This window comes from Ketogulonicigenium robustum, assembly GCF_002117445.1.
GTDB classification, from domain to species: Bacteria; Pseudomonadota; Alphaproteobacteria; order Rhodobacterales; family Rhodobacteraceae; genus Ketogulonicigenium; species Ketogulonicigenium robustum.
Genome location: NZ_CP019937.1, coordinates 280,001 through 304,014, shown reverse-complemented (window position 1 = coordinate 304,014; position 24,014 = coordinate 280,001). Strand labels below are relative to the sequence as shown.

At 61.5% G+C, this 24,014-nt stretch carries 20 protein-coding genes, 1 tRNA gene, 2 rRNA genes and 3 pseudogenes (1 of these 26 cut by a window edge); 13 read left to right on the top strand and 13 right to left on the bottom strand.

Going from position 1 to position 24,014, the window contains the following annotated elements; translation table 11 throughout:
• Positions 1-8: 8 nt before the first annotated feature.
• Positions 9-938, top strand: a complete 930-nt coding sequence (accD, locus tag BVG79_RS01570) for an acetyl-CoA carboxylase, carboxyltransferase subunit beta (RefSeq protein WP_085787181.1) — start codon at positions 9-11, stop codon at positions 936-938.
• 2 nt (positions 939-940) lie between these two features.
• A complete protein-coding gene (locus tag BVG79_RS01565) occupies positions 941-2,248 on the top strand; it encodes a bifunctional folylpolyglutamate synthase/dihydrofolate synthase (RefSeq protein ID WP_085785344.1) in 1,308 nt (435 codons plus the stop codon).
• Positions 2,249-2,375: 127 nt separating this feature from the next.
• Here BVG79_RS01565 and zapE read toward each other — a convergent pair whose 3' ends face one another.
• Genes zapE through mbfA form a run of 4 tightly spaced genes read right to left on the bottom strand, consistent with a single transcriptional unit; the run spans position 2,376 to position 5,823 of the window.
• Entirely contained in the window at positions 2,376-3,431 is a 1,056-nt protein-coding gene (gene zapE / locus BVG79_RS01560; RefSeq protein WP_085785343.1) for a cell division protein ZapE, read from the bottom strand.
• 1 nt (position 3,432) lies between these two features.
• Positions 3,433-3,876 carry a YaiI/YqxD family protein gene (locus tag BVG79_RS01555; RefSeq protein WP_085785342.1) on the bottom strand — a complete coding sequence of 148 codons (444 nt, stop codon included), beginning with the start codon at positions 3,874-3,876 and terminating at the stop codon, positions 3,433-3,435.
• Positions 3,873-4,799 (bottom strand): AEC family transporter, encoded by a 927-nt coding sequence (locus BVG79_RS01550; RefSeq protein WP_085785341.1) that lies wholly within the window; start codon positions 4,797-4,799, stop codon positions 3,873-3,875. Before BVG79_RS01550 ends, BVG79_RS01555 begins: the two co-directional genes overlap by 4 nt.
• A gap of 46 nt (positions 4,800-4,845) precedes the next feature.
• Positions 4,846-5,823 carry an iron exporter MbfA gene (gene mbfA / locus BVG79_RS01545; protein ID WP_085785340.1) on the bottom strand — a complete coding sequence of 326 codons (978 nt, stop codon included), beginning with the start codon at positions 5,821-5,823 and terminating at the stop codon, positions 4,846-4,848.
• A 95-nt stretch (positions 5,824-5,918) separates the two neighbouring features.
• On the opposite strand from mbfA, the gene BVG79_RS01540 reads away from it, so the two are divergent.
• Complete coding sequence (locus BVG79_RS01540) at positions 5,919-6,209, top strand: I78 family peptidase inhibitor (protein ID WP_085787180.1); 291 nt, start codon at positions 5,919-5,921, stop codon at positions 6,207-6,209.
• A 39-nt stretch (positions 6,210-6,248) separates the two neighbouring features.
• The gene (locus tag BVG79_RS01535) at positions 6,249-6,581 is read left to right on the top strand and encodes a DUF2794 domain-containing protein (RefSeq protein ID WP_085785339.1); all 333 of its coding nucleotides are present in this window, start codon (positions 6,249-6,251) and stop codon (positions 6,579-6,581) included.
• Here BVG79_RS01535 and BVG79_RS01530 read toward each other — a convergent pair.
• From BVG79_RS01530 to BVG79_RS01520, 3 genes are all read right to left on the bottom strand, one after another.
• Complete coding sequence (locus tag BVG79_RS01530; protein WP_085785338.1) at positions 6,578-7,399, bottom strand: C40 family peptidase; 822 nt, start codon at positions 7,397-7,399, stop codon at positions 6,578-6,580. The two genes, BVG79_RS01535 and BVG79_RS01530, sit on opposite strands and share 4 nt — an antisense overlap.
• The gene (locus tag BVG79_RS01525) at positions 7,399-8,811 is read right to left on the bottom strand and encodes a leucyl aminopeptidase family protein (RefSeq protein ID WP_085785337.1); all 1,413 of its coding nucleotides are present in this window, start codon (positions 8,809-8,811) and stop codon (positions 7,399-7,401) included. The genes BVG79_RS01530 and BVG79_RS01525 overlap by 1 nt, the downstream gene beginning before the upstream one ends.
• Positions 8,812-8,891: 80 nt before the next feature.
• Positions 8,892-9,302, bottom strand: a complete 411-nt coding sequence (locus BVG79_RS01520; protein WP_085785336.1) for a hypothetical protein — start codon at positions 9,300-9,302, stop codon at positions 8,892-8,894.
• Positions 9,303-9,487: 185 nt separating this feature from the next.
• On the opposite strand from BVG79_RS01520, the gene BVG79_RS01515 reads away from it, so the two are divergent.
• From BVG79_RS01515 to BVG79_RS01490, 6 genes are all read left to right on the top strand, one after another.
• The gene (locus BVG79_RS01515) at positions 9,488-10,135 is read left to right on the top strand and encodes a carbonic anhydrase (RefSeq protein WP_085787179.1); all 648 of its coding nucleotides are present in this window, start codon (positions 9,488-9,490) and stop codon (positions 10,133-10,135) included.
• A 385-nt stretch (positions 10,136-10,520) separates the two neighbouring features.
• Positions 10,521-12,026: an ABC transporter substrate-binding protein gene (locus tag BVG79_RS01510; protein ID WP_085785335.1), complete on the top strand. Its 1,506-nt coding sequence runs from the start codon at positions 10,521-10,523 to the stop codon at positions 12,024-12,026.
• A 69-nt stretch (positions 12,027-12,095) separates the two neighbouring features.
• Complete coding sequence (locus BVG79_RS01505; RefSeq protein WP_085785334.1) at positions 12,096-13,043, top strand: ABC transporter permease; 948 nt, start codon at positions 12,096-12,098, stop codon at positions 13,041-13,043.
• Positions 13,040-13,918 (top strand): ABC transporter permease, encoded by an 879-nt coding sequence (locus BVG79_RS01500; protein WP_085785333.1) that lies wholly within the window; start codon positions 13,040-13,042, stop codon positions 13,916-13,918. The genes BVG79_RS01505 and BVG79_RS01500 overlap by 4 nt, the downstream gene beginning before the upstream one ends.
• On the top strand, positions 13,915-15,678 hold the full coding sequence (locus BVG79_RS01495) for a gamma-glutamyltransferase family protein (protein WP_085785332.1): 1,764 nt from the start codon (positions 13,915-13,917) through the stop codon (positions 15,676-15,678). Before BVG79_RS01500 ends, BVG79_RS01495 begins: the two co-directional genes overlap by 4 nt.
• A 32-nt stretch (positions 15,679-15,710) precedes the next feature.
• Positions 15,711-17,510 carry an ABC transporter ATP-binding protein gene (locus tag BVG79_RS01490; protein ID WP_198167866.1) on the top strand — a complete coding sequence of 600 codons (1,800 nt, stop codon included), beginning with the start codon at positions 15,711-15,713 and terminating at the stop codon, positions 17,508-17,510.
• A gap of 874 nt (positions 17,511-18,384) precedes the next feature.
• Here the strand turns inward: BVG79_RS01490 and BVG79_RS01485 are convergent.
• Positions 18,385-19,511 (bottom strand): IS3 family transposase gene (locus BVG79_RS01485; protein WP_418268921.1). Its coding sequence is split into 2 segments (ribosomal slippage): positions 18,385-19,250 and positions 19,250-19,511, totalling 1,128 coding nucleotides; the frame shifts between segments, so codons are not numbered across the junction.
• 239 nt (positions 19,512-19,750) lie between these two features.
• Here BVG79_RS01485 and BVG79_RS01480 point away from each other — a divergent pair.
• The 3 genes and pseudogenes from BVG79_RS01480 to BVG79_RS13800 all read left to right on the top strand — a co-directional run bounded on the left by BVG79_RS01480 (position 19,751) and on the right by BVG79_RS13800 (position 21,712).
• Positions 19,751-20,708, top strand: a pseudogene (locus BVG79_RS01480) (IS481 family transposase).
• Positions 20,709-21,048: 340 nt separating this feature from the next.
• Positions 21,049-21,360 (top strand): annotated as a pseudogene (locus tag BVG79_RS13870) (hypothetical protein); the annotation flags it as partial.
• A gap of 220 nt (positions 21,361-21,580) precedes the next feature.
• Positions 21,581-21,712: a hypothetical protein gene (locus BVG79_RS13800; RefSeq protein ID WP_257789406.1), complete on the top strand. Its 132-nt coding sequence runs from the start codon at positions 21,581-21,583 to the stop codon at positions 21,710-21,712.
• A 39-nt stretch (positions 21,713-21,751) separates the two neighbouring features.
• Here the strand turns inward: BVG79_RS13800 and BVG79_RS13385 are convergent.
• From BVG79_RS13385 to BVG79_RS01455, 5 genes and pseudogenes are all read right to left on the bottom strand, one after another.
• Positions 21,752-21,871: pseudogene (locus BVG79_RS13385) on the bottom strand (integrase core domain-containing protein); the annotation flags it as partial.
• Positions 21,850-22,341, bottom strand: coding sequence for a GntR family transcriptional regulator (locus tag BVG79_RS01470; protein WP_257789405.1), 492 nt, complete (start codon positions 22,339-22,341; stop codon positions 21,850-21,852). The pseudogene BVG79_RS13385 and the gene BVG79_RS01470, both read right to left, overlap by 22 nt.
• A 292-nt stretch (positions 22,342-22,633) precedes the next feature.
• A tRNA-Met gene (locus BVG79_RS01465) sits at positions 22,634-22,710 on the bottom strand.
• Between the two features lie 45 nt (positions 22,711-22,755).
• Positions 22,756-22,870, bottom strand: a 5S ribosomal RNA gene (rrf, locus tag BVG79_RS01460).
• 72 nt (positions 22,871-22,942) lie between these two features.
• Positions 22,943-24,014: ribosomal RNA gene (locus BVG79_RS01455) — 23S ribosomal RNA — on the bottom strand (it continues 1,765 nt past the right edge of the window).

Below are 24,014 nucleotides of genomic sequence, written 5' to 3'. Positions count from 1 at the left end.
AGGAACCCATGAACTGGATCACGAATTACGTCCGTCCGACGCTTGGATCGCTCTTTTCGCGGCGCACCGATGTGCCCGAGAATCTGTGGAGCAAATGCGACGAATGCGGCACCATGCTGTTCCACCGCGAGCTTGAGGAAAACCTCAACGTTTGCACACACTGCGGCCACCATATGGCCATTACGGCCCGCGCGCGCCTGAAGGCGCTGTTCGATGACGGCAACTTTACCGAGGTGAAAGTCCCCGAGCCGATCGTCGACCCGCTGAACTTCCGCGACCAGAAAAAATACACCGACCGCCTGAAAGCCGCGCAGAAATCCGCCGGTGAAAAAGACGCGATGCTGGTCGCCGAAGGCGAGATTTTCGAGACCCCCGCCGTTGTCGCCTGCCAGGAATTCAAGTTCATGGCCGGTTCCATGGGCATGTATGTAGGCAATGCGCTGGTCGCCGCTGCGCAGCGCGCCGTCGAAACCAAGCGCCCGCTGGTTGTGTTTGCAGCCGCCGGTGGCGCCCGCATGCAAGAGGGGATCTTGTCCCTGATGCAGATGCCGCGCACCACCGTCGCCGTCGACATGGTGAAAGAAGCCGGCCTGCCCTACATCGTCGTGCTGACGAACCCAACCACGGGCGGCGTCACCGCATCCTACGCGATGCTGGGCGATGTGCAGATTGCCGAACCGAACGCGCTGATCTGCTTTGCCGGCCCCCGTGTGATTGAGCAGACCATCCGCGAAAAGCTGCCCGAGGGGTTCCAGCGCGCCGAATACCTGCTGGACCACGGCATGCTTGACCGCGTGACCCCGCGCGGCAAGATGAGAGAAGAGCTGGCGCAGATCATCCGCATGTTGATGGGCCTGCCTGCACCTGTGGTAGACACCCACAAACATGCGCCGACCCCGCCCCATGACGCAGCCCCCGCCGCGCCGGAGACGAAATAACCATGAGTCTTCCCGGCGCCCCCCGCGCCGCCGATGACGCCGCATCCGACCGCATTTTGCGCCGGATGATGCAGTTGCACCCCAAGGTCATCGACCTTGTGCTGGACCGCATGTGGCGCATTCTGGCGCTGTTGGACAATCCGCAAGACCGGATGCCGCCGGTGATCCATATCGCGGGCACCAACGGCAAGGGCTCGACGCAGGCCATGATTCGCGCGGGGCTGGAATCGACCGGCGCGCGCGTGCATGCCTATACGTCGCCGCATCTGGCCCATTTTCACGAACGCATCCGTCTGGCAGGCAAGCTGATTTCAGAACCCGCGCTCGAGGGGTATCTGGATCGCGTCTACGCCCTGAACGGCGGCGATCCGATCACGTATTTCGAGATCACCACCGCTGCGGCGCTGCTGGCCTTTGCCGAAACCCCCGCCGATTGGACGCTGCTGGAAGTTGGCATGGGCGGGCGGCTAGATGCCACCAATGTGGTGGCGAAACCTGCCCTGACAGTCATCACCCCTGTCGATCTGGATCACCAAGGGTTCTTGGGCGACACATTGACCAAAATTGCGGGCGAGAAGGCAGGCATTATCAAGCGCGGCGTGCCTGTGGTTGTCGCGCCCCAGCATGCCGAATCGATGGATGTGATCGAAGCCGAGGCAGCCCGCAAAGGCGCCCCTGTTTTCGCGCACGGCCAACACTGGCACGTCAGCACCGAAAACGGGCGGCTGGTCTATCAGGACGACAACGGGTTGTTGGATCTGCCGCTGCCGCGCTTGCGCGGGCCGCACCAGATCATCAACGCGGGTACGGCGATTGCCGCCCTGCGCGTGCTGCAACAGCCCGCCACCGCCGCCGAGGCTGCCGTCACCCGCGCCGAATGGCCCGCCCGCATGCAGCACCTGACCGCTGGACGGTTGGTACAAATCGCCGCGCCGTGCGATCTGTGGCTGGACGGTGGGCACAACCCCGCCGCCGGCATCGTGATCGCCGAAACGCTGCAGGGGCTGCACGACAGGCCGATCCATCTGGTCTGCGGCATGCTGAACACGAAGGATGCAGGTGGCTACCTGCGTGCGCTGGCCAGCGTTGCTGACAGCTTCACCGCCGTCGCCATCCCCGATGAAACCAACACGATCCCTGCCGATGAGCTGGCTGCAACCGCAGCGGCTGCGGGCCTGCCCAATGCCAGCACCGCCCCGTCGGTCGAGGCGGCCTTGGTGCGCCTTGCCGCCGCGCACCCGGGCGAGCGGATCCTGATTTGCGGATCGCTTTACCTGGCGGGGCATGTTCTGCGTGAAAATGCGGCTTGATTCGCGCAAACGAATCATTTTTCTTGACCTGCGAATCACCGTTGCCCTACCAAGTTAACCAAGGGGCAAGGCGGGCGACAAAACGGCAGCCGAACAAAGAACGAGGGGGCGTTGAACGCCCCCCTTTTTATTGCTGCCCCCAGCCCACATCCTGCATTTCGCGCAAACGGCTGGCGGTGCGCGCAAATTCGAATTGCCCTTCGCCGGTATCGTAGAGTGCCTCGGGCGGGGTGGCGGCACTACAAAACAGCTGCACCTTCGCCTCGTAAAGGGTGTCGATCAAGGTCACGAAGCGCTTGGCCTTGTCGTGGTTCGCGGGGCCGAGGCGCGGAATGTCGTCCAAAATCAACACACGGCACGCCGCAGCGATGGCCAGATAATCAGCGGGGCCCAGCGCGACGGCGCAAAGGTCGGCAAAACTGGCGCGGGCCACCCCAGCGGCAAAGGCCGGTAGCACGACATCGCGGCCGTGCACACGCAGGATTTGGGCCACGCCGGCAGCATCGTCCGTCAGATCGGCCCAGATCTGATCCAGCGCTGCGCGTGCAGGCAGGTCAGCTGGGGTGAAATAGCGCGCCGCGCCTTGCACGCGCCCTTGCCTGTGGTCGGTCGGGCTGACCAACTCGACCACGTCCAGCTGCGCTTTGATCTGCGCAATGAACGGCAAGAAAAGCTGGCGGTTCAGTCCGTTTTCATAAAGCGCATCGGGCGCACGGTTCGATGTCGTCACCACAACAACGCCCTTTTCGAACAGACGCTGAAACAAGCGCCCAACGATCATGGCGTCGGTGATGTCGGTGATCTGCATTTCGTCTAACGCCAGAACGCGCAGGCGGGCGGCCAGATCATCCGCAACAGGCACGACGGCATCGGCCTTGCCCGCCGCGCGCGCCTGCGCCAGCCCCATATGCACCGCTTGCATAAAGGCGTGAAAATGTATCCGCTCGACCGCGATGGGCAGCGCATCGCACAGCATATCCATCAACATCGACTTGCCGCGCCCTACGCCCCCCCACAGGTAGAGGCCCTTGACCTGCGCCGCCTTGCGGAACAGCCCGCGCTTTTGCGGCGCTGCGACATCGGCCAGCAAACGATCCAGTGCGGGAAGGACGGCCAGTTGGGCGGGGTCGGATGCAATCTGCCCTTGGGCGACACGCTGCGCGTAAATCTGGCTCAGGCTCATCTTAACCCTTTATCTGACGCAGCGCCCGCTCCAACCCGTCCAGAAAGCGGCTGCGGTCGGCCTTGGAAAACAGCTTGCCCCCGCCTTGGCGAAAGGGGTCGGCGGCGCGCAGATCGGCCATCAAATCGCGCGCGGCCAATGTCGGGCCGATATTGGCGGGGGTCAAGGCCTCGCCATTGGGGCGCAGCACGGCGGCACCTGCGGCGACGGCCTTGGCCGCCAGCGGTATATCGTTGGTGACGACAACATCCCCCGCGCCCGCGCGATCGGCTATCCATTGGTCGGCGACATCGGGGCCGGCGGGGACGATATGCAGGGTCACCAGCGGGTTGGTGGGCAAGCGCAACCCGCCGTTCGTCACCAGCACCACGGGATGGGCGTGCCGCGAGGCTACACGCTCAACCTCGTCCCGCACGGGGCACGCATCGGCATCCACATAAATCATCCGCGCACCCACCCCATGACGATTGGCAAGGTGATGATGCTGAAAAACGTGGTCAGCAAGATCGTGGTCGAAATGCGCTGCACGGCGACGCCATATTGCTGCGCCAGAATGAAGGTCGAGCTAGCCACCGGCATCGCCGCAACCGCGATCATCACATGCGCGGGGCCGGCGGGCACCTTGAAGACGACCAACGCCATGAACGCCACCAGCGCCGGATGCAGCAGCAGTTTCGCCCCTGTCAGCCACACCGCAGCATCGGACTTTTCAGCAGGCCGCGTCGCCAATGATGCCCCCAATGCAAACAGTGCGCCCGGCGTCGCCGCCGCGCTCAGCAACGCCAGAAAGTGGTCGACGGGTTCGGCCAAGGGGATATGCAGCGCCGAAATCACCAAGCCCACAACCAGTGCCATGATCATTGGGTTACGCAGCAAGCCTTTGAAAATGGCAGGAACGACGGCCCAGCTGACGCGCCCGCCGCCGGCCACGCTCATCAGCACCACCATCAGCCCGGCAAAGACCGTGTAGTCGATGACCACGACCGTCATCAGCGGGCCGATGACCCAGTCGCCCATCAGCGTCACCAGCAGCGGCAACCCGAGAAAGGTCGAATTCGCGACAGCCGAGGTGAACCCTTCAATCGCCATTTCCGCCAGTGTGCGCCCGCGCAGCTTCGCCGCCAGCATCACCGCACCAAAAACCAACCCCGTTCCGCACAAATACGCCAGCACGAACGGCCAGCTCAGCAGATCGAGTATCGGCATGGTCGCGGCAAAACGCAGCATAAGTGCGGACAGCGCGAAATAGAACACGAATCGCGTCAGGTAGGCAGTTGCTTCGGCAGGGAAGAACCCCGTCCGGCCCGCGCCGAAGCCCAGAATCACCAAGGCGAAAAAGGGGATAATTTGATAAAACACGTCTAGCATAGGCGTGGCTTACGCCCATGATTGGTGCGGGGAAAGCAGATTCCGATCACCCGCCGCCAATCAGAACACCCGCCGCAAAAACCAGCGCCCCGCCGATGACGACCTGCACGATCGCACGCGGAATGGGCGTTTTCATGAACCGGTTTTGAATCCACGCGATAGCCCAGAGTTCGATAAACACCACAATGGCCGCGATGGTGGTCGCAATCCAGAAATCGGGGATAAAGTAAGGCAGCGCGTGGCCCAACCCCCCCAGCGCCGTCATCACCCCCGACGCAATCCCGCGCTTGATCGGCGAGCCCCGCCCCGAGATCACCCCGTCGTCATGCGCAGCTTCGGTGAAGCCCATGGAAATACCAGCGCCCACGGCTGCGGCAAGGCCAACCAGCAAGGTCGTGTGGCTGTTCTGCGTAGCAAAAGCGGTTGCGAAAATCGGCGCGAGGGTCGAGACCGACCCGTCCATCAGCCCCGCCAGCCCCGGTTGCACCCATGTCAGAATGAACTGGCGCTGCTGGGTCTTCTCCTCCGTCTCGCGGGCGTCCTTGCTCAGATGCTCGGCCTCTAGCGCGCTGGCGCGTTCGTCATGGCCCGCCTCGGCGGCGGCCAGATCGCCCAGCAGTTTGCGCGTGGCCGCATCTTGGGTGCGCATCGCGGCGCGGGTGTAGAAATCGCCTGCCGTCTGTTCCATCTGATGGGCCTCGGCGCGGATCGCATCCAGCGACAGGTTCTCGGTCAGCCAAACAGGACGGTGATGATAGTGGCCTGCCACATGTTCGCGCCGGATCAGCGGTATCACATCGCCCCAGCGAATGCGGTGCAGCGCGATCAGCCGCTGGCGGTGGGCGTCCTCCTCCTCGGCCATCCCGTCGAACACGGCCGCCGAAGCAGGGTATTGCGCGCGCAGCTTTTCGGCGAACGTGCGATAGATGCGCGCATCGTCCTCCTCGTTCGAGATCGCCAGCGCGATGATCTCTTGTTCGGTCAGGTCGGAAAAACGGCGCCTTGCCGTCAAAGAGAGCAGCATGTTCTTATCCTATTTTTAGAATAATTCTAAAATTGGAGTCGCATATCGTCAAGCAAATCGTTGCCCGAAGCGCAAATCCGGTCAAGAGTGTCGACATGAAACACACACGCTTCCTGCTGATCTTTCCGCTTTTGGCTGCCTGCGCGCAGGCCACACCCCCGCAGCCCAGCGGCCCCACCGTGCCGGATGCGGCCAGTGACACCTGCGGCGGGGCGGCCTATGGCTATCTGATCGGTCAAAAGGCCAATGCGCTGGAACGGGTGCTGATCATGCGGCAGGTGCGTATCATTCACCCCGATACGATGGTGACGATGGATCATCGCCCCGCGCGGTTGAACTTTACCATCAACGCCGATGGGCTGATCGCGCGCATCAGCTGCGGCTAAGCGCTTGCCAAGTGTGGCTGCGGGCGTCATCATTTTGACATGAACCAGCCAAACCCCACCAGCGCGGGGACAGACGATCAGGTCGCCTTTCACCGCACCGAATTGCAACCAATCCTGAACCTTTATGGCCGCATGGTCGCGGCGGGCGAATGGCGTGACTACGGCATATCTCATCTGCGCGATGTGGCCATCTTCGCCATCTTCCGGCGCGCGGCTGAAACCCCGATCTATCGTATCGAGAAGCGGCCCAAATTGCGGCAGCGACAGGGCCAATATGCCGTCATCGGGGCCGAGGGGCAGGTTCTGCGGCGCGGGCACGACCTGACGGCCGTGCTGCGCGTGCTGGAAGGCAAGCCGAAGCTGATCGATTAGATCCGCTTTAGCGCGGTTACGGGGCCACCACCTTGCGCGATGATGCGTTTGACGGCGGTTTCATACCCTTCATACCGCACCGCCATATCGTTGCCGTTGGCGTGGATCATCGTTTGTTCATCGACCATCAACGCCACGTGGCCAGCCCAGAATACCAGATCGCCGCGCTGCAAGGGGGCATCGGGCGGCAGCAGGGTACCCAGCTCGGCCTCTTGCATGTCGGTATCGCCCGGGCAGGCGATATCGCACAGCGTCATGGCCATTTGTACGGTGCCCGAACAGTCAATGCCCAGCGCGGAATTGCCGCCCCACAAATACGGCACGCCAAACAGCATCTGCGCGACGGTGACGGGGTCACGGTAGGGGCGATCCAGCGGGCGAAGATGCGGTTTTGGGATGAACCCTTCGGGTGTTTCGTAGAACTTGGCCAGTTCTGCCAAAACGCTCACCTCGGCCCCCAGCGAAAGGTGCATGATCTCCGGCTGTTTGATGTCAGGCGCGCTGTAGACATGCGTGGCCATGGTGCCGACGCGGTGGGTCGCGGTGCGCGCGGGGCCCAAGGCTTCGAACGGGACATAACCGACATAACCGTCGCGGTCGGCCTGCACGAGAGCCCAGCCATCCACCTGATCATAGATTTTGACGGCAGCCCCGAACAGCAGCTGCCGATCGCGCGCGCCGCCCGGGGCCTTCAGCAAATTGGCGACGGGCCAGATGACGCGGGCTGCCTCGCCATCAACAAAATATTCGGCCTCGACTTGGCCTTGCAGAAAAGCGGCTGCCACGCGGCCATTGGCGGGTGTGCGGCGACGATCCATCAGCGCGCGCCCCCCAACCCCAGCAGCGCAGGCAGCGCGGTCAGCAGCGCGCGTGCGCCCTGCCCGACGCCCCCCTTGGGCCGCGCGGGTGCGGCGCTGGGTTGCCAGCCGTAAATGTCAAAGTGCACATAGGGTGCGGCTGCGAAGCGGCGCAGGAACAGTGCCGCCGTGATCGACCCGGCCATGCCGCCGCCCGGGGCGTTATCCAGATCGGCGACAGCCGGTTCGATCAGCGCCTCGTAGGCGGGGTGGAAGGGCATGCGCCACAGCGGGTCGCGTGCGGTGACGGCGGCGGCGGCAATTTGCGCGGCCATCGCGTCGTCATCGGTGTAGAACGGCGGCACATCGGGGCCCAGTGCGACACGCGCGGCCCCCGTCAGCGTCGCCATCGAGACCAGCAGGTCGGGCTTTTCCTCGCTTGCCAGCGCAAGGGCATCGGCCAGCACCAAGCGCCCCTCGGCGTCGGTATTGTTGATTTCGACGGTCAGACCGTTGCGGGCGGTCAGCACATCTTGCGGGCGCATCGCATTGCCCGAGATGCTGTTTTCGACAGCCGGTATCAGCACGCGCAGACGCAGCGGCACCGCAAGCGTCAGAATCATATGCGCAAGCCCCAGCACAGTGGCTGCCCCGCCCATGTCTTTCTTCATCAGGCCCATGCTGCCCGCAGGCTTGATATTCAGCCCGCCGGTATCAAAACACACGCCCTTCCCCACCAATGTCAGCAGCGGGCCGCTGGTGCCAAACGACATATCGATCAGGCGCGGCGCGCGATCTGCTGCTGCGGCGCGACCGACGGCATGAATCATCGGCAGATTGGCCGCAAGCAAATCATCCCCCACCGTCACGGCAAAACTGCCCCCGTGGCGCGCGGCCAGCGCCTCGGCGGTGGCGGCCAGATCCGCAGGGCCCATATCGGCCGCGGGGGTGTTGATCAGATCACGCGTCAAAAACTCGCCCGCGGCCATCGCTTGTAACTCGGCGGCATTGACGCCTGCCGGTGCAACAAGGCGCGCGGCGGGGCGGGTTAGCTTGCGGTAACGGTCAAAGCGGTATCCCTCCAGCAGCCAGCCCAGCGCGAATTCGGCGGCAGCAGCAGTGCTGAGGGTGTCGATCAGCCGGTAATCGCCCGCAGGCAGGCGGCTGGCGGCGGGGGACGCGATGAACCGGCCACGGCGACGGGCCTCGTCATTGCCCATCCCCACCAGCACCGCGACCACCTTACCATCGGCGTCCGGCAGGCACAGCACGTCGCCCGCACCAGCCGTGAACCCCGCACCTTGCGCGAAAGCTGCATGCTGGGGCGACAAACGCCCTGCCAAATCCGGCAGGTCTGCAGGGGTCACCAAATGCAGCGGGATTGCCGCATCGGATGGGGGGGCAAAGGTGGGTTGGGGGGCGTCATAGGACATGTGAAGGCTCCTGTCTTTGCAACAACCCTAAACCTGCGGGGGCGCGGCGACAATCACCCCAACCGCTTTCGCCCGCCCGATCAGTCGGGTAGTTGACACGCCAGCAGGAACAGCGCCGAATTTCCCAGCCGCATTAAACGGCGCAAGGTCGCGGCGAAGGCCACATTATCGCCACCCTCCAGTGTGGCGATGACGGCTGTTGCCACCTGATCGACCTGCAAAATCCCAAACCTGCGCGACACCTCGGCCACGACACCGACATCGCGCACGACATCGGCGGGCTGAAAGTCTGGCGCAAGCGCCGACAGGCGTAGCAAGCGCCGTTCTAATTCCGATGCGTCATCGTGTAGCGCCGCCCTAAACGCCCCTGACCCCAGACTGGCGGCCATGCGCAGCATGTGGCTGCGATTTGGCAAGACCCCCTCACGGAAGTTCAGCGGCAAGGGTGAAACGGTCGCCTGCCCGACGCTGGCGTTAACCGAATGGCCCATAAGAACTCCCTTTATCCGATGACCTCTTGGGGCCTGTATAGACACGATTTCTTCCCAATTGGTTTCCACATTTGCCCGAGCCATGATGCCGCAGAAGATTAAATAGGCTCGCGCTGGAAATATATTTGCGCGATACGGGGGTGGTCAGGGGGCACCCGATGCCCCGCGCTACCCACGAGGATGCCATGAAAATCGCAAGGCCGCTGCCTGATTACCTTGTTCGCCGCTATCATGGCTGGAAAGCCACCAGCTATGCCGAAAACAGCGCGTGGTATAAACGTTTGGCCGAGGGTGGTCAGCACCCGCGCGCGATGGTGATTTCGTGCTGCGACAGCCGCGTGCATGTCACGTCGATCTTCGGGGCGGATCAGGGCGAATTCTTCATCCACCGCAACATCGCCAATCTGGTACCGCAGTGCAAACCCGACGGGGAACAGCACGGCACGTCGGCCGCGTTGGAATATGCCGTTACCGCGCTGAAGGTAGCGCATGTGATCGTGCTGGGCCATTCGGGGTGCGGCGGTGTGCAAGGTTGCCACGACATGTGCTCGGGCGCGGCCCCTCAGCTTGAGGCGCAAAGCAGCTTCGTCGGTCGTTGGATGGACATCCTGCGCCCCGAATACGACAACCTGCCCAAGGCCGATTTGCCGACCCGCCTGCGCGCGTTCGAAAAGGCCTCGGTCGTCCGTTCGCTGTTCAACCTGATGACATTCCCCTTTGTCGCCGAGGCAGTCGATAGCGGCGTGCTGACGCTGCACGGCCTGTGGAACGACATCGGCGAAGGCACACTGGAACAATACGACACCGAAACGGGCGATTTCAAACTGGTCTGAAGCCGGACGAAAAGCGCAAACCGGCGCGGGCCACGGCCCCGCCGATTTTGTTAATGCCCTAGGCGGTGCAAGCCCATCGCCAGCATCAGCCCGCAATCCCCCCGCGCATTGAGCCACTGCGGCGGACGATTCCCTGATAGGCGCCATTCGCAATAGGCAGCACCAAGACAACCGCTGCGCGCGCTGGCCGGTTCCGTCGGGAAAGTCACAGAAAAAAGGCGGAAAGCCCCAATGTGATGCAGTTTTCGCCCGCCAGACGGTTGCCCTGCCCCCACGCGAGTGCCTATTGTCCGCGCAGATCGCACCAGCCCTCGCCTAATTCTGAATCCATGCCGTCTTTTTGGGCAGTCGTGTCTGATCAAGATTTGAAAATCGGGAGTGTATAATGAAGAAAAGCTTATTCACAGCCGCGCTGCTGGCGTCGGTTTCGCTGGCTGGTGCCGCTTTCGCACAAGACCTGCGGATCGGCCTGAATGAAGATCCGGACTCGCTTGATCCGGCCCAGTCGCGCACCTTCGTTTCCTCGCTGGTGTATGAACAGCTGTGCAGCCGCCTGTTCAACGTCGACGTCAACATGCAAATCACCCCCGAATTGGCGACAGATTACAGCTGGTCGGAAGACGGCAAGACGCTGGTGCTGCAGCTGCGCGAGGGCGTCACCCACCACGACGGCACCCCCTTCAACGCCGCATCCGCCGTGCGCGTTTTCGAACGCAACATGACGCTGCCCGTGTCCAACCGCAAAGCCGAGCTTGGCTCGGTCGAAAGCGTCGAGGCGACGGGTGACTACGAACTGACCATCCACCTCAAGTCGCCCGATGTGACGCTGCTGGCGCAGCTGGCTCACCACGCAGGCCGCATGTATTCGCCCGACGCCGCCGACGCGGCCGGTGAAAACTTTGGCCAGAACCCCGTCTGTTCGGGGCCCTACAGCTTCGTCAGCCGCAGCGAGGGCGACCGCATCGTTCTGGAAAAATTCGCCGACTACTTTGATGCCGACGAATTCCACTATGACCGCATCGTCTTCATGCCGATCCCCGACACGACCGTCCGTCTGGCGAACGTGCGCGCGGGCGATCTTGATATTGTCGAGCGTACGGCCCCCGCCGACGTCCCCGCCGTGCAAAGCGACAGCCGCCTGCAACTATTCCAAGTGCCGAACATCGGCTATCAGGGCATCACCATCAACGTGGGCAACGGCCCCCGTTCGGAAGGCCCGCTGGGCGCGAACCCGCTGGTGCGCCAAGCCCTGTCGCTGGCCATCGACCGACAAGCTTTCAACCAAGTCGTTTTCGAGGGCCTCTATGTGCCGGGCAACCAATGGGCTGCACCGGGTAGCGCATGGTACGACGAAGCCTTCCCCGTCCCCGCGCGCGATGTCGACCGCGCCCGTGCCCTGCTGGCCGAAGCTGGTGTCGAGCTGCCGGTGAAGATCGAGATGCAAACGGGTAACAGCCCTGTCGCCATGCAGGCCGGTCAGGTCATTCAGGCCATGGCATCCGAGGCTGGCTTCGAGATTTCGCTGCGCGCGACCGAATTTGCGACTCTGCTGTCGGAAAACGTCGCGGGCAACTTCGACATGTCGCTGCAAGGCTGGTCGGGCCGCATCGACCCCGATGCCAACATCCACCCGTTTGTTCACACGACCGGCTCGAACAACGACGAGCACTACGCGAACCCCGAGATCGACCAACTGCTGGATCAGGCTCGTCGGGAACCCAACCCCGCCGTTCGCAAGGATCTGTATGACCAAACCACGGCAATCCTGCAGAACGACCTGCCGATCATCTATCTGTACCACATCCAGTATTTCTTCACGCTTCGTGACGGTATCGAAGGGTTTGAACCCTACGCCGACGGCATCATCCGTCTGCGCGGTGTGCAGGGCTAAAGTCCGACAATAACGAAGCCGCCCCGCGCGCCGGGGCGGCTATCCCGTACAAGAGGGAAATCCCGCGCGATGATGCGTTTTATTCTGAGCCGCGTGCTGGTGGCGATTCCGACGCTGATTTTGGTGTCGATTTTTGTTTTCCTGCTGCAAAAACTGCTGCCCGGCGACCCGATTTTGGTCATGGCCGGCGAAAGCCGCGACCCCGCCACAATCGAAATGCTGCGCGAGCGGTACCACATGAACGACCCCGTTCTGATGCAGTATCTGTATTGGCTGGGCGATGTGCTGCGCGGCGATTTGGGCCGGTCGTTGCGGACGGGGCTGCCTGTCAGCGACCTGATCTTGCAAAAGCTGCCGGTGACTCTGCAGCTAGCGGTCATGTCGATGTTTTTCGCCCTGCTGATCGGTGTGCCTGCGGGCGTGATTGCGGCGGTGAAACGCGGAACCTTGTGGGATTATCTGGCCAACGGCGTTGCGCTGTCCGGCCTGTCTGTGCCGAATTTCTGGCTGGGGATCATGCTGATCCTGCTGGTATCGGTCAATTTGGGATGGTTGCCGGCCTCGGGGTATGAATCGCCCCTCGTCGATCCGTGGCGTAGCTTGCAGACCACCATCATGCCCGCCATCGTGCTGGGCACCGGCATCGCGGGCACGCTGATGCGGCACACACGCTCGGCCATGCTGGGGGTGTTGCAGGCCGATTACGTCCGCACGGCCCGCGCCAAGGGCCTGAGCGAGCAGATCGTCGTGCTGCGTCACGCGTTTCGCAATGCACTGCTACCGATCGTAACCCTGTCGGCGGTGATGTTCGGCGAGTTGCTGGCCGGCGCCGTTCTGACCGAGCAAATCTTTACCATCCCCGGCTTTGGCAAGATGATCGTCGATGCCGTCTTCAACCGCGATTACGCCGTTGTGCAGGGCGTGGTTCTGGTCACGGCGACCAGCTTCATCATTATCAATCTTTTGGCTGACATCCTCTATGTCATGCTGAACCCGCGTATGAGGGCAACCCTGTGACCGGTACAGCCGTCCCCACCGTGGCCGAAGTGCCGCCCCGCCGCCAGAACCGCACATGGCGCAAGTTCAAACGTAACCGCGCCGCGCTGGTCGGGGCGTGCGTGGTGCTGTTCTTTGCCGTCGTCGCGCTGCTGGCCCCCTTGTTGCCCATCCCCAACCCCACCGCGACCGACTGGATGCTGGTGCGCAAGCCGCCATCGGCCGCCAACTGGCTGGGAACGGACGAGCTGGGCCGCGACATCCTCTCGCGGATGATCTGGGGCGCGCGGGCGTCGCTGCAGGCGGGGGTGATTTCGGTCGCCATCGCGGTTGCGTTCGGCGTGCCGCTGGGCCTGCTGGCCGGTTACTTCGGCGGCTGGCTAGACCAGATCATTGCGCGCATCACCGATGCCATGCTGGCCATGCCGTTCCTGATCCTTGCGATTGCGCTGGCGGCATTTTTGGGGCCGAGCCTACAAAACGCCATGATCGCAATCGGTATTTCGGCGATGCCTGTCTTTATCCGCCTTGCTCGCGGCCAAGCACTGTCCGTCAAAACCGAGGATTACGTCGAAGCCGCGCGATCGATCGGCATCAGCAACCTGCGGATTATGGGGCGCTATATTCTGCCAAACATCCTGCCGCCCATTCTGGTGCAGGCCACGCTGACCATCGCCACCGCCATCATCGCCGAGGCATCGCTGTCGTTCCTCGGGCTTGGCCAACAGGCCCCCGAACCCAGCTGGGGCGCGATGCTGGCCACTGCCAAGAACTTCCTAACGCAAGCCCCCTATATGGCTGTCGCCCCCGGTATCGCGATTTTTCTGGTCGTGATGGGCTTCAACCTGCTGGGCGACGGCCTGCGCGACGCACTAGACCCGAGGGATAACGGATGACCACTGGCGCAATTTCATCGACCCATGCGCTGGCCACACAGGCAGGCGCTGATATTCTGGCGGCAGGCGGCAACGCGTTCGATGCCGCCGTGGCAGCAGGCCTTGTTCTGCAAGTGGTCGAGCCGCACCTGAACGGGCCAGGCGGCGATCTGCCCGCGATCTTCTGGAAAGACGGAAAGGCCCAAGTCCTCTGCGCCCAAGGGCCTACACCTGCGGGTGCGACAATCGCCCATTACAAGGCAGAAGGGTTGGATCTGATCCCCGGCGACGGCCTGCTGGCCACGGTCATCCCCGGCGCGTTTGACGGCTGGATGCTGATGCTGCGCGACCACGGCACGATGGAGTTGCCCACTGTGATGGCTGCCGCCATCCGCCTTGCGGATGAAGGGCACCCCATTCTGGATCGCGCGGTTGATACGATCACCAAACTCGGCGACTTTTTCACCCAGCACTGGCCGGGGTCGGCGGCGCTGTGGCTGCAAGGCGGCAAGCCGCCGGAAAAGGGCGGCCTGTTCCGCAACCCCGATCTGGCGCAAACGTGGCGGCGGATTCTGGACCTCGCCACGGGCGAGACACGCGAAGCGCGTATCGATGCCGCGCGCGACGCCTTTTACCGTGGCTTCGTCGCCGAGGCGATCGGCGACTTCTGCGCGACGTTCAAGGCGATGGATGCCAGCGGCACCGCCCACAGCGGCGTGCTGACCGCCGGCGATATGGCAACCTATAGTGCCAGCTACGAAGCCCCCCTCACCTATGACTACAACGGCTGGACGCTGGCCAAGACCGGGCCGTGGGGCCAAGGCCCGGTTCTGGCGCAATCCCTGTCGATGCTGCCTGCCGATGTGGTCGCATCACTGGACACCACCGGCACCGATTTCGTCCATCTGGTGATCGAGGCGCAAAAGCTGGCCTACGCCGACCGCGACACCTATTACGCCGACCCCGCGCTGGTCGATGTGCCGATGGATGACCTGCTATCCGACGCCTATGCCAGCGCCCGCCGCGACCAAATCGGCCCGACCGCCGACAACACCCTGCACGCCGGAACCGTCCCGGGGTTCGAGGCGCAGGTTGCCACCATGGCCGACGTGCTGGAGCGCCTGAGCCTGCCCGAAGGGGCGGTGTACGAGCCCACCATGGCGCATTTGGCCACCGACAAAGGAACGATCCCGCGCGGCGATACCGTCCATCTTGATGTGATCGACAAATGGGGCAATATCGTCTCGGCCACGCCGTCGGGCGGGTGGCTGCAAAGCTCGCCCACGATTCCGGGCTTGGGCTTTTGTTTGAATTCGCGCGCGCAAATGTTCTGGCTGGAGCCTGACCTGCCCGGATCGCTGGCCCCCGGCAAGCGCCCGCGCACTACGTTATCGCCCAGCCTTGCGTGGCACCGCGACGGCCGCGTTCTGTCGTTCGGCACCCCCGGCGGCGACCAGCAAGACCAATGGCAACTGCTGTTTTTCCTACGCTTCGCGGCCCAAGGCCTGTCGCTGCAAGACGCGTTGGATGCGCCGATGTTCCATTCGACGCATATGCCCGCCAGCTTTTTCCCCCGCTCGCGCGAGCCGGGCGGCTTGGTGGCCGAGGCCGACCTGCCTGAAGCGACCCGCGACGCCCTTGCTGCGCGCGGGCATGTGCTGCGCGCCGTGCCCAAAGGCAGCGTCGGGCGTGTAACAGCTGCTCTGCGTCACCCCGACGGCCGGCTGGAAGCCGCCGCGACCTACCGCGCCACTTACGGCGGCGCCACGGTGCTGCCCTGATGGACCACAGCACGAACCTATCGGAGACGACGATGAAACCCGTTCTTTCGCTGCGCGACCTGCGCGTCGCTTTCGCGGTTGATGGTGACTGGCGCGAAGTGCTGCACGGCATATCGCTGGATGTGATGCCGGGCGAGACTGTGGCCATCGTTGGCGAAAGCGGCTCGGGCAAGTCCGTCACCTCGCTGTCGATCATGGGGTTGTTGCCGCCCAAAGCAACGCGCATCAGCGGGTCTATCAGCCTGAACGGGCGCGAACTGGTCGGCCTGCCGCAAACGCAGATGCAAAAACTGCGCGGCGGTGAAATGGCCATGATCTTCCAAGAGCCGATGACATCGCTGAACCCCGTCTTCACTGTCGGACAGCAACTGGCCGAGGCCATCAGCGCCCACCACAAAATGCCTGCAGCCGAAATTCGCGCCGAAGCTATCCGCCTGCTGGAAAAAGTCCGTATTCCCAACGCCGAAGCCCGGCTGAAGGCCTATCCGCACGAGTTTTCGGGCGGCATGCGCCAGCGCGTGATGATCGCGATGGCGCTGGCCTCGAAGCCGAAATTGCTGATCGCGGACGAGCCTACAACCGCGCTGGATGTGACCATCCAAGGCCAGATCCTCGACCTGATCAAGACGCTTCAGGAAGAAGAAGGCATGTCGGTGCTGTTCATTACCCACGACATGGGTGTCGTGGCCGAGGTTGCCGACCGCACCGTCGTCATGTTCCGCGGAGACGCTGTGGAAGCCGGGCCGACGGCACAAATCTTTGCGCACCAACAGCACCCCTACACGCGTGCGCTGCTGGCCGCAGTGCCCAGCATGGGCGCGATGGAAGGGCAGCCCTACCCGCTGCGCTTCGGGATTGTCGATAAGGAAACCGGCCTTGCCAGCCCCGAGGTGCCGCTGGATACCCCCGTCGATACGACGACCCCGCTGCTGAGCGTGCGCAACCTGGTGACCCGTTTCGACGTCAAAGGCGGGTGGCTTGGCCGTAAAACCGGCGCCGTCCACGCGGTCGAGAATGTGTCGTTCGACTTGTTCCCGCACGAAACGCTGTCGTTGGTGGGCGAATCCGGCTGTGGCAAATCGACGATCGGCCGCTCGATCATGCGGCTGACCGACAGCCTGTCGGGCGAAATCCTGATTGATGGCGAGGACATGCGCACCATGCCCAAGTCGCGCTTGAACAGCCTGCGCCGGCAAGCGCAGATGATCTTCCAAGACCCATTCGCCAGCCTTAACCCTCGCATGACGATCGCCGAGGCGTTGACCGAGCCGTTCCTGACACACAAGATGGGTAGCAAAGCCGAGGCGCGCGAGAAAGCCGCCCATCTGATGGCGCAGGTCGGCCTCGACCCGGCGATGCTGGCGCGTTTTCCGCATGAATTCTCGGGCGGGCAACGGCAGCGCATCTCGATCGCGCGGGCGCTGGTGCTGGACCCCAAAGTCATCATCGCGGATGAAAGCGTCTCGGCGCTGGATGTCTCGATCAAGGCACAGGTCGTGAACCTGCTGATGGATCTGCAGGAAAGCTTGGGCCTATCCTACCTGTTCATCAGCCACGATATGGCCGTGGTCGAACGCGTCAGCCACCGAGTGGCAGTGATGTATCTGGGTGAGATCGTCGAAATCGCGCCGCGCGCGGCACTGTTCGCCAACCCGCAGCACCCCTACACCAAGAAGCTGATCGCGGCCGTTCCCGTCCCCGACCCTGCCCGCCGCGGCCTGCGCCGTGCAATCAGCAACGACGAAATCCGCAGCCCGATCCGCGCGCTTGACTACACGCCGCCAAAGCGCAGCTACCGCATGGCCGGCGAGGGTCATTTTGTGATGGAATAGCCGTTGTTGCAAATTCAGGGTGATGTGATTCTTTGCCCTTTCCGCCATAGCTGTTGACCTGCGACGGAATTTTTCCAAACGCGTCAATTCGCGTCCGGCCCACGTTGAGGACGGTCAAAGAAGTGAGCGCGTTTCACGGACGAGCAGATCATCGTCATCCTGACCGATCACGAAGCAGGCCCACATCTGAGGTCACTGCTTAGGCCCTCGGAACGGCGGGCGTGGCGGATTGCCGGGGCAGATCGCAAGATGATCCGCCACCAGACGCAGCGTGCGCCGTACAAAGTGCTGCGTGGACGGTTGGGCTTGCCACAGCTGCCATGCCGCACCGCCGTAAGGCGGCTTTCCGCCCTTTTGCTGGTAGCGCTTGGCCTGCTAATCTGAGCCATGCGCTTACCCATCTTCGTCATATATCTCATCCCCAAACCAAAGGCTTGGAAAGCCCGCGCGCGCTCCGGCGATCACCTCAAGCATCCACAACAGCTCGAGCGCTTCGCCGGGTGTCCACAGCATTATCGACCGAATACAGCAGCGAATCGATCATCCATCCGCTAACAAGTTTGCAATCGACACGGCGACAGTGGTGCTGGTGTTTGCGATGACGCGATACCGGTGACTGTATGGATAGCAGCTAGCTTAGCCAGCAGCGAAGGTTGGACTGACGCCACAACTACAACAGCGGCTGGCGGTAAGGAGCAGCACGCGCGGACCACGGCATGCCGATTGGGCGTCAGCCACGGATTAACCTCCCCCTAAGCTCAGAACTCGTTCTTGATCATAGCCAGAACAGGACGGTTGCGGCGAGGATGATGGCGGAGAAGAAGGTCTCTGGACACTGGACTTGCACCGTTTTCGTTCCGGTGTGTTGCTGATGTTATGCGGCGATCTTTTCGAAGGCCACGGGTGATTTTCCATTCAACGAAGAATGCCGCCTGCGCGGATTGTAGAATCCGTTGATGTATTCGAACACCGCGACCTCGACGTCCCGGCGTGTTTGCCACGTGTTTCGCCAGATGAGTTCGGCCTTGAGCGACTTGAAGAAACTCTCGACTGCGGAATTATCGTAACAATTTCCTTTGCCACTCATGGAAGGCAGCAACTCGTGACGGCGAAGGCGCTTCTGATACGCGTGCGCACAATATTGCGCGCCGCGATCGGTGCGGTGAATGCAGCCCGGTGGCGGTCGGCGTAACGCGATTGCCATGTCCAAAGCCCGCAAGGCCAAGTCCTGCTTCATACGGTTGCTGATTGCCCAACCGATTACGCGCCTCGAATATAGATCAATGATCACAGAGAGATAGGCCCATCCTTCGCAGGTCCAAATATAGGTGATATCTCCCGCCCATTTCTGGTTCGGGGCCCGCGCCGTGAAATCCTGGTTCAGACGGTTCGGGGCGATGTTGAAACTGTGGTCGCTGTCGGTCGTGCGCTTGAATTTGCGGCTTCGCAAGACCTGGATGCCATTGTCGCGCATGATCCGGGCAACCCTGCGTTGCCCCACCCTGATGCCCAATTCGGTCAATTCCTGCGTCATGCGCGGGCGGCCATAGCTACCCAGACTGAGCCGGTGCTGTTCGCGAATATGGGCCAGAAGGACCATGTCGCGCCGCTGACGCAGCGAGGGCGGCCTGTGACGCCACGCTCGTAAACCACGGTCCGAAACTTGCATCAGACAGCAAAGGCGGGCGCGTGAAAGATCTCCGCGATACTCCGCAATGAACTGAAATCTCACTGCTTTTGGCTCGCGAAGAGGATCGCGGCCTTTTTTAGTACTTCCCTCTCCTCCCGCAGGATACGGTTCTCTTTGCGCAAGCGCTCATTCTCGCGGCGTAGTTCCGCGTCCTCGGCCGCTGTCGGATCGGTCGAATAATCCCGCATCCACTTGCCCAAGGTCGAAAACCCGACACCAAGGTCCGACGCCACCTGTCGCCGTGTCAGGCCGCTATGCGTCGCGATCCGAACCGCATCGCGCTTGAAATCTTCACTGTGCTTGGGTGCCATATCTGGTCTCCTTTATGGCGAGCATTGCTCGTAAAAAACCGGAACGGAAGTGAGACAAGTCCAAACGGCGCAAGGCGCGACATCTGAGTATCGCTCAGCCAGTAAAGATTGATCATCGATCAGGTCTCCGCGCGGAGCCTGAATCAAGCCAAAATCCCGAAATCAATGGGGCTTGCGCCTAGGTGTTTGATCCCACGGTTTGATGGTGCGATCCTTTCTCTGGAATGGAAGGAAGCCTTGTGGGACAAGTTCGTCACGGCAGCGCCACGACCACGCACGCTGTCCGAGCAGCAATACAGCGATCGCAAGCTTTGCTCGCGCAGCTGAGCCGGGAGTTGGGCATTAATCCCAAGACGGTTGCGAAGTGGCGCAATCGCGCGACGGTCGAGGATATGAAGAACGGACCTTCCGAGCCTCGATCGACCGTTCTGACTGAGGCTGAAGAGGCGACGGTCGTCGCGTTTCGGCGCCATACGCTGCTGCCGCTGGACGACTGCCTTTATGCCCTGCAGCCCTCGATCCCACATCTGACGCGATCTGCGCTGCACCGCTGTCTGCAACGACATGGCATCTCGCGCCTGCCTGATATGGAGGGCGACAAGCCGAAGCGGTCGAAGTTCAAACGCTACCCCATAGGGTTCTTCCACATCGATATTGCCGAGGTGCAGACCGCTGAAGGCAAACTATATTTGTTCGTTGGCATCGACCGGACGAGCAAGTTCGCTGTGACCAAACTCGTCGAAAGGCCGATAGAAAGACAGCCTAGGGATTCCTCCAGCACATGCTCGAAGCCGTGCCCTACCAAGTCCATACCACTCTCACCGACAACGGTATTCAGTACGCTGAGCAGCCGCGGAACAAGAATACCATCTACTCTCGGCCGATGCGCTTCGACATGATTTGCGAGGCAAACGGGATTGAGCACAGGCTGACCAAGCCCAACCATCCATGTACTAATGGTCAGGTCGAGCGGATGAACCGCACGATCAAAGAGGCCACGATCAAGCGCTTCCATTACCAAAGCCATGACCAGCTCCGCACCCACTTGGGGGACTTCATGGCGGCCTACAACTTCGCGCGCAGGCTAAAGACTCCGGCGGACTTACGCCCTACGAATACATTTGCAAAATCTGGACATCAGAGCCAGATCGATTCATCCTCAACCCGATCCACCAAATGTCGGGACTGAACACCTAGGGACGTAGGCCTCCGGATCATCCACGATCGAGGCATCGTTGAGATATTCGCGGACAATGGTGCGGTACGCGGCGCGGCTATACTGGGATTGCACCGTACAGGATTGTCGTGGTCTCGGGCGCTGAACTTTCGTTTTCTGAGAGACGAAAGCGATGAGGTTCATGGCGTGTCATGATGGGCATATGGCGCGCATTGTCAAAAAAGTGTGCTAGCTGAGGAGCTCTGACGCAAAAGGGATGCTTTGCGCGGCGCCCGTCCGGGTAATTTGGGTGGCGGCGGCAGTTGATGCCCATGAGAGGGCGGCTTCGCCCCCTTTGCCTTCGTCGGCGATGACGGTGACCTGACCGGCTTTACCTACGACCTTGGCGTTGCACTGGCCGCGCAGATGGGCCGCCCCGGCACCGACCTGATCGACACCCCGTTTTCGTCGATCTTCACGGGCCTGCAGTCGGACCGTTACAATTCGCAGCCCAATGCGATCCGCGCAGTGCTGACGGGCCGCGCCGACGCCACCATTGCCGATATGTCGGCCAGCCGGTATTTCGCTGCCGAAAACCCGCAACTGGAAGTGTCGCTACGCATTCCGGTGGGCGTGAACGTGTCGTTTTTCTTCCGCAAGGACGACGTCGCTTTCCGCAACGAAGTCGAAGTCGCGCTGGAATGCATGAAGACCAACGACGCGTTCGCTGAAATCTACACCAAATGGTTCGGCATCGCCCCGCCGCAGCCCCCCAAGCCGAGGTTTTCCCCGGTTACGGCGCCCCCGACTACGAGGGGTATGACGCGAGCGAACACACCCTCAGCTGCGACTGATCCGCCACTTCTGTGCCGTGCCTTGCGCCCCCCCTGCCCATACGTCCGGACTGAAAGCCATGGACCATTTTCTGACCACCTTCTTCAGGTTCGACTTCATCCCGCAATACCCGCCCGAGATTCTGGCAGGCCTTTGGGTGACGTTGCGCAATGCCCTGCCCCCCGGTATAGAGGTGGTTCGGTTTATCTAAATATGTTCCGGGCGTTTTCTAAGTGGTTTTCCTCTTCGGTTAGGCGTCTGCCACTTCGGGCATTGGCTGGTTGAAGTAAGCGTGATCGGGGGTTTTCCCGTCAAGCGATGAATGCGGACGGCGGGTGTTGTAGAAGTTCAGATATCGGCCGATCCCGGCTCATCCTCGGCCAGCCGCACCCGCGACAACCGCATGACCTTGTCGGTCGGTGATATCCCTAACAAAATAACCTCGTCAGGGGTCGGGAGCCCGACATCTTGCGACAGCAGGATCGAGCGGCCATCAGCCCCGCGCCGTCGCATATCAGCCGTAAACCCGATAAGCACCGAGAGCGATTGGTCGATATCTTTCACGACATGCGCACGCGCCCCGGCGCGCCGACCGATGATGCCTTCCTCGGCCAAAGCTGTCAGCGCCTTTCGTACTGTCACCCGCGACAGCCCTGTGACTTCGGCGAGGCGTCGCTCGGAGGGCAGGTTGTCGTTGTTTTTCATCTCGCTCGCCGCGATGAGGAGGCGCATGGCCCGCGCCAAACGGCGATAAAGCGGGTCCTCGCCCGCGTCCTGCGCGAGGGCAGCAGCAATGCGATCAGCAAGAAGGCGCGGTTGGGTCGCGATCTGGTCTTCCACTATGCCCCTGCAAGATCAAAGCCAAATATAGGTCCAGTATAATACCATGATACAGCAAGAATAGTATTTTCTGGCGCTAGGGGTGCGCAGGGCTCTATACTCTTCGCGCGTCAAACCCATCCGCGCGTCGTTCGATTTCTCGACCTGCACCAATGGGTGCTCAAGCCTCAGCTCGATGATTGTTCGCTGTCTTGTCCGGCATTATTCTGGCTTTGAGCCTGAATGCGGACCTGATGTCTGTGCATCAAAAGACCTCCGTTTTAGGGGAGGTTGCGGAAAGTGTAGGATTTGTTGGTTGCGGGGGCAGGATTTGAACCTGCGGCCTTCAGGTTATGAGCCTGACGAGCTACCGGGCTGCTCCACCCCGCGTTGTTTGGATTTTTTGTATATAGAGAGAGATATGCTTCTTATCAGGTCTGGCGGTGACTTACTCTCCCACGACTTAAGTCGCAGTACCATCAGCGTTTTTGCACTTAACTTCCGAGTTCGGGAAGGGATCGGGTGTTTTGCAAGAGCTATATCCACCAGACCGGGAAAGAAGCATTTTTGTTCAAGTATACTGTTATGTATGATTTTTGATTTGGTTGAGCTATTTCTGGATCAAACCAAGCCTATCGGACGATTAGTACTAGTCAACTGAATGCATTACTGCACTTACATCTCTAGCCTATTGACGTGATGGTCTTTCACGGTCCTCAGGGATACCTTGTTTTGAGGGGGGCTTCACGCTTAGATGCCTTCAGCGTTTATCCTGTCCGAACATAGCTACCCAGCACTACCGTTGGCACGATAACTGGTCCACCAGTGGTCCGTTCACCCCGGTCCTCTCGTACTAGGGGCAACTCCTCTCAAGTATCCTACACCCACGGAAGATAGGGACCGAACTGTCTCACGACGTTCTAAACCCAGCTCACGTACCTCTTTAAATGGCGAACAGCCATACCCTTGGGACCTGCTCCAGCCCCAGGATGAGATGAGCCGACATCGAGGTGCCAAACGATGCCGTCGATATGGACTCTTGGGCATCATCAGCCTGTTATCCCCAGCGTACCTTTTATTCGTTGAGCGATGGCCCTTCCACTCGGGACCACCGGATCACTATGGCCGACTTTCGTCTCTGCTCGACTTGTCAGTCTCGCAGTCAGGCTGGCTTATGCCATTGCACTCGACGACCGATTTCCGACCGGTCTGAGCCAACCTTCGCGCGCCTCCGTTACACTTTGGGAGGCGACCGCCCCAGTCAAACTCCCCACCACACAGGGTCCCGGATCCGGATAACGGACCGCGGTTAGACATCAAGCAAAGCAAGGGTGGTATCTCAAGGATGGCTCCGCAGGGACTGGCGTCTCTGTTTCAATGCCTACCACCTATCCTGCACATGCTTGGCCTGATGCCAATGTGAAGCTGGAGTAAAGGTGCATGGGGTCTTTCCGTCTAACCGCGGGTAGCCCGCATCTTCACGGGCAGTTCAATTTCGCTGAGTCTATGTTGGAGACAGCGGGGAAGTCGTTACGCCATTCGTGCAGGTCGGAACTTACCCGACAAGGAATTTCGCTACCTTAGGACCGTTATAGTTACGGCCGCCGTTTACTGGGGCTTCAATTCAAGGCTTGCACCTCTCCTTTTAACCTTCCAGCACCGGGCAGGCGTCAGACTGTATACGTCGTCTTACG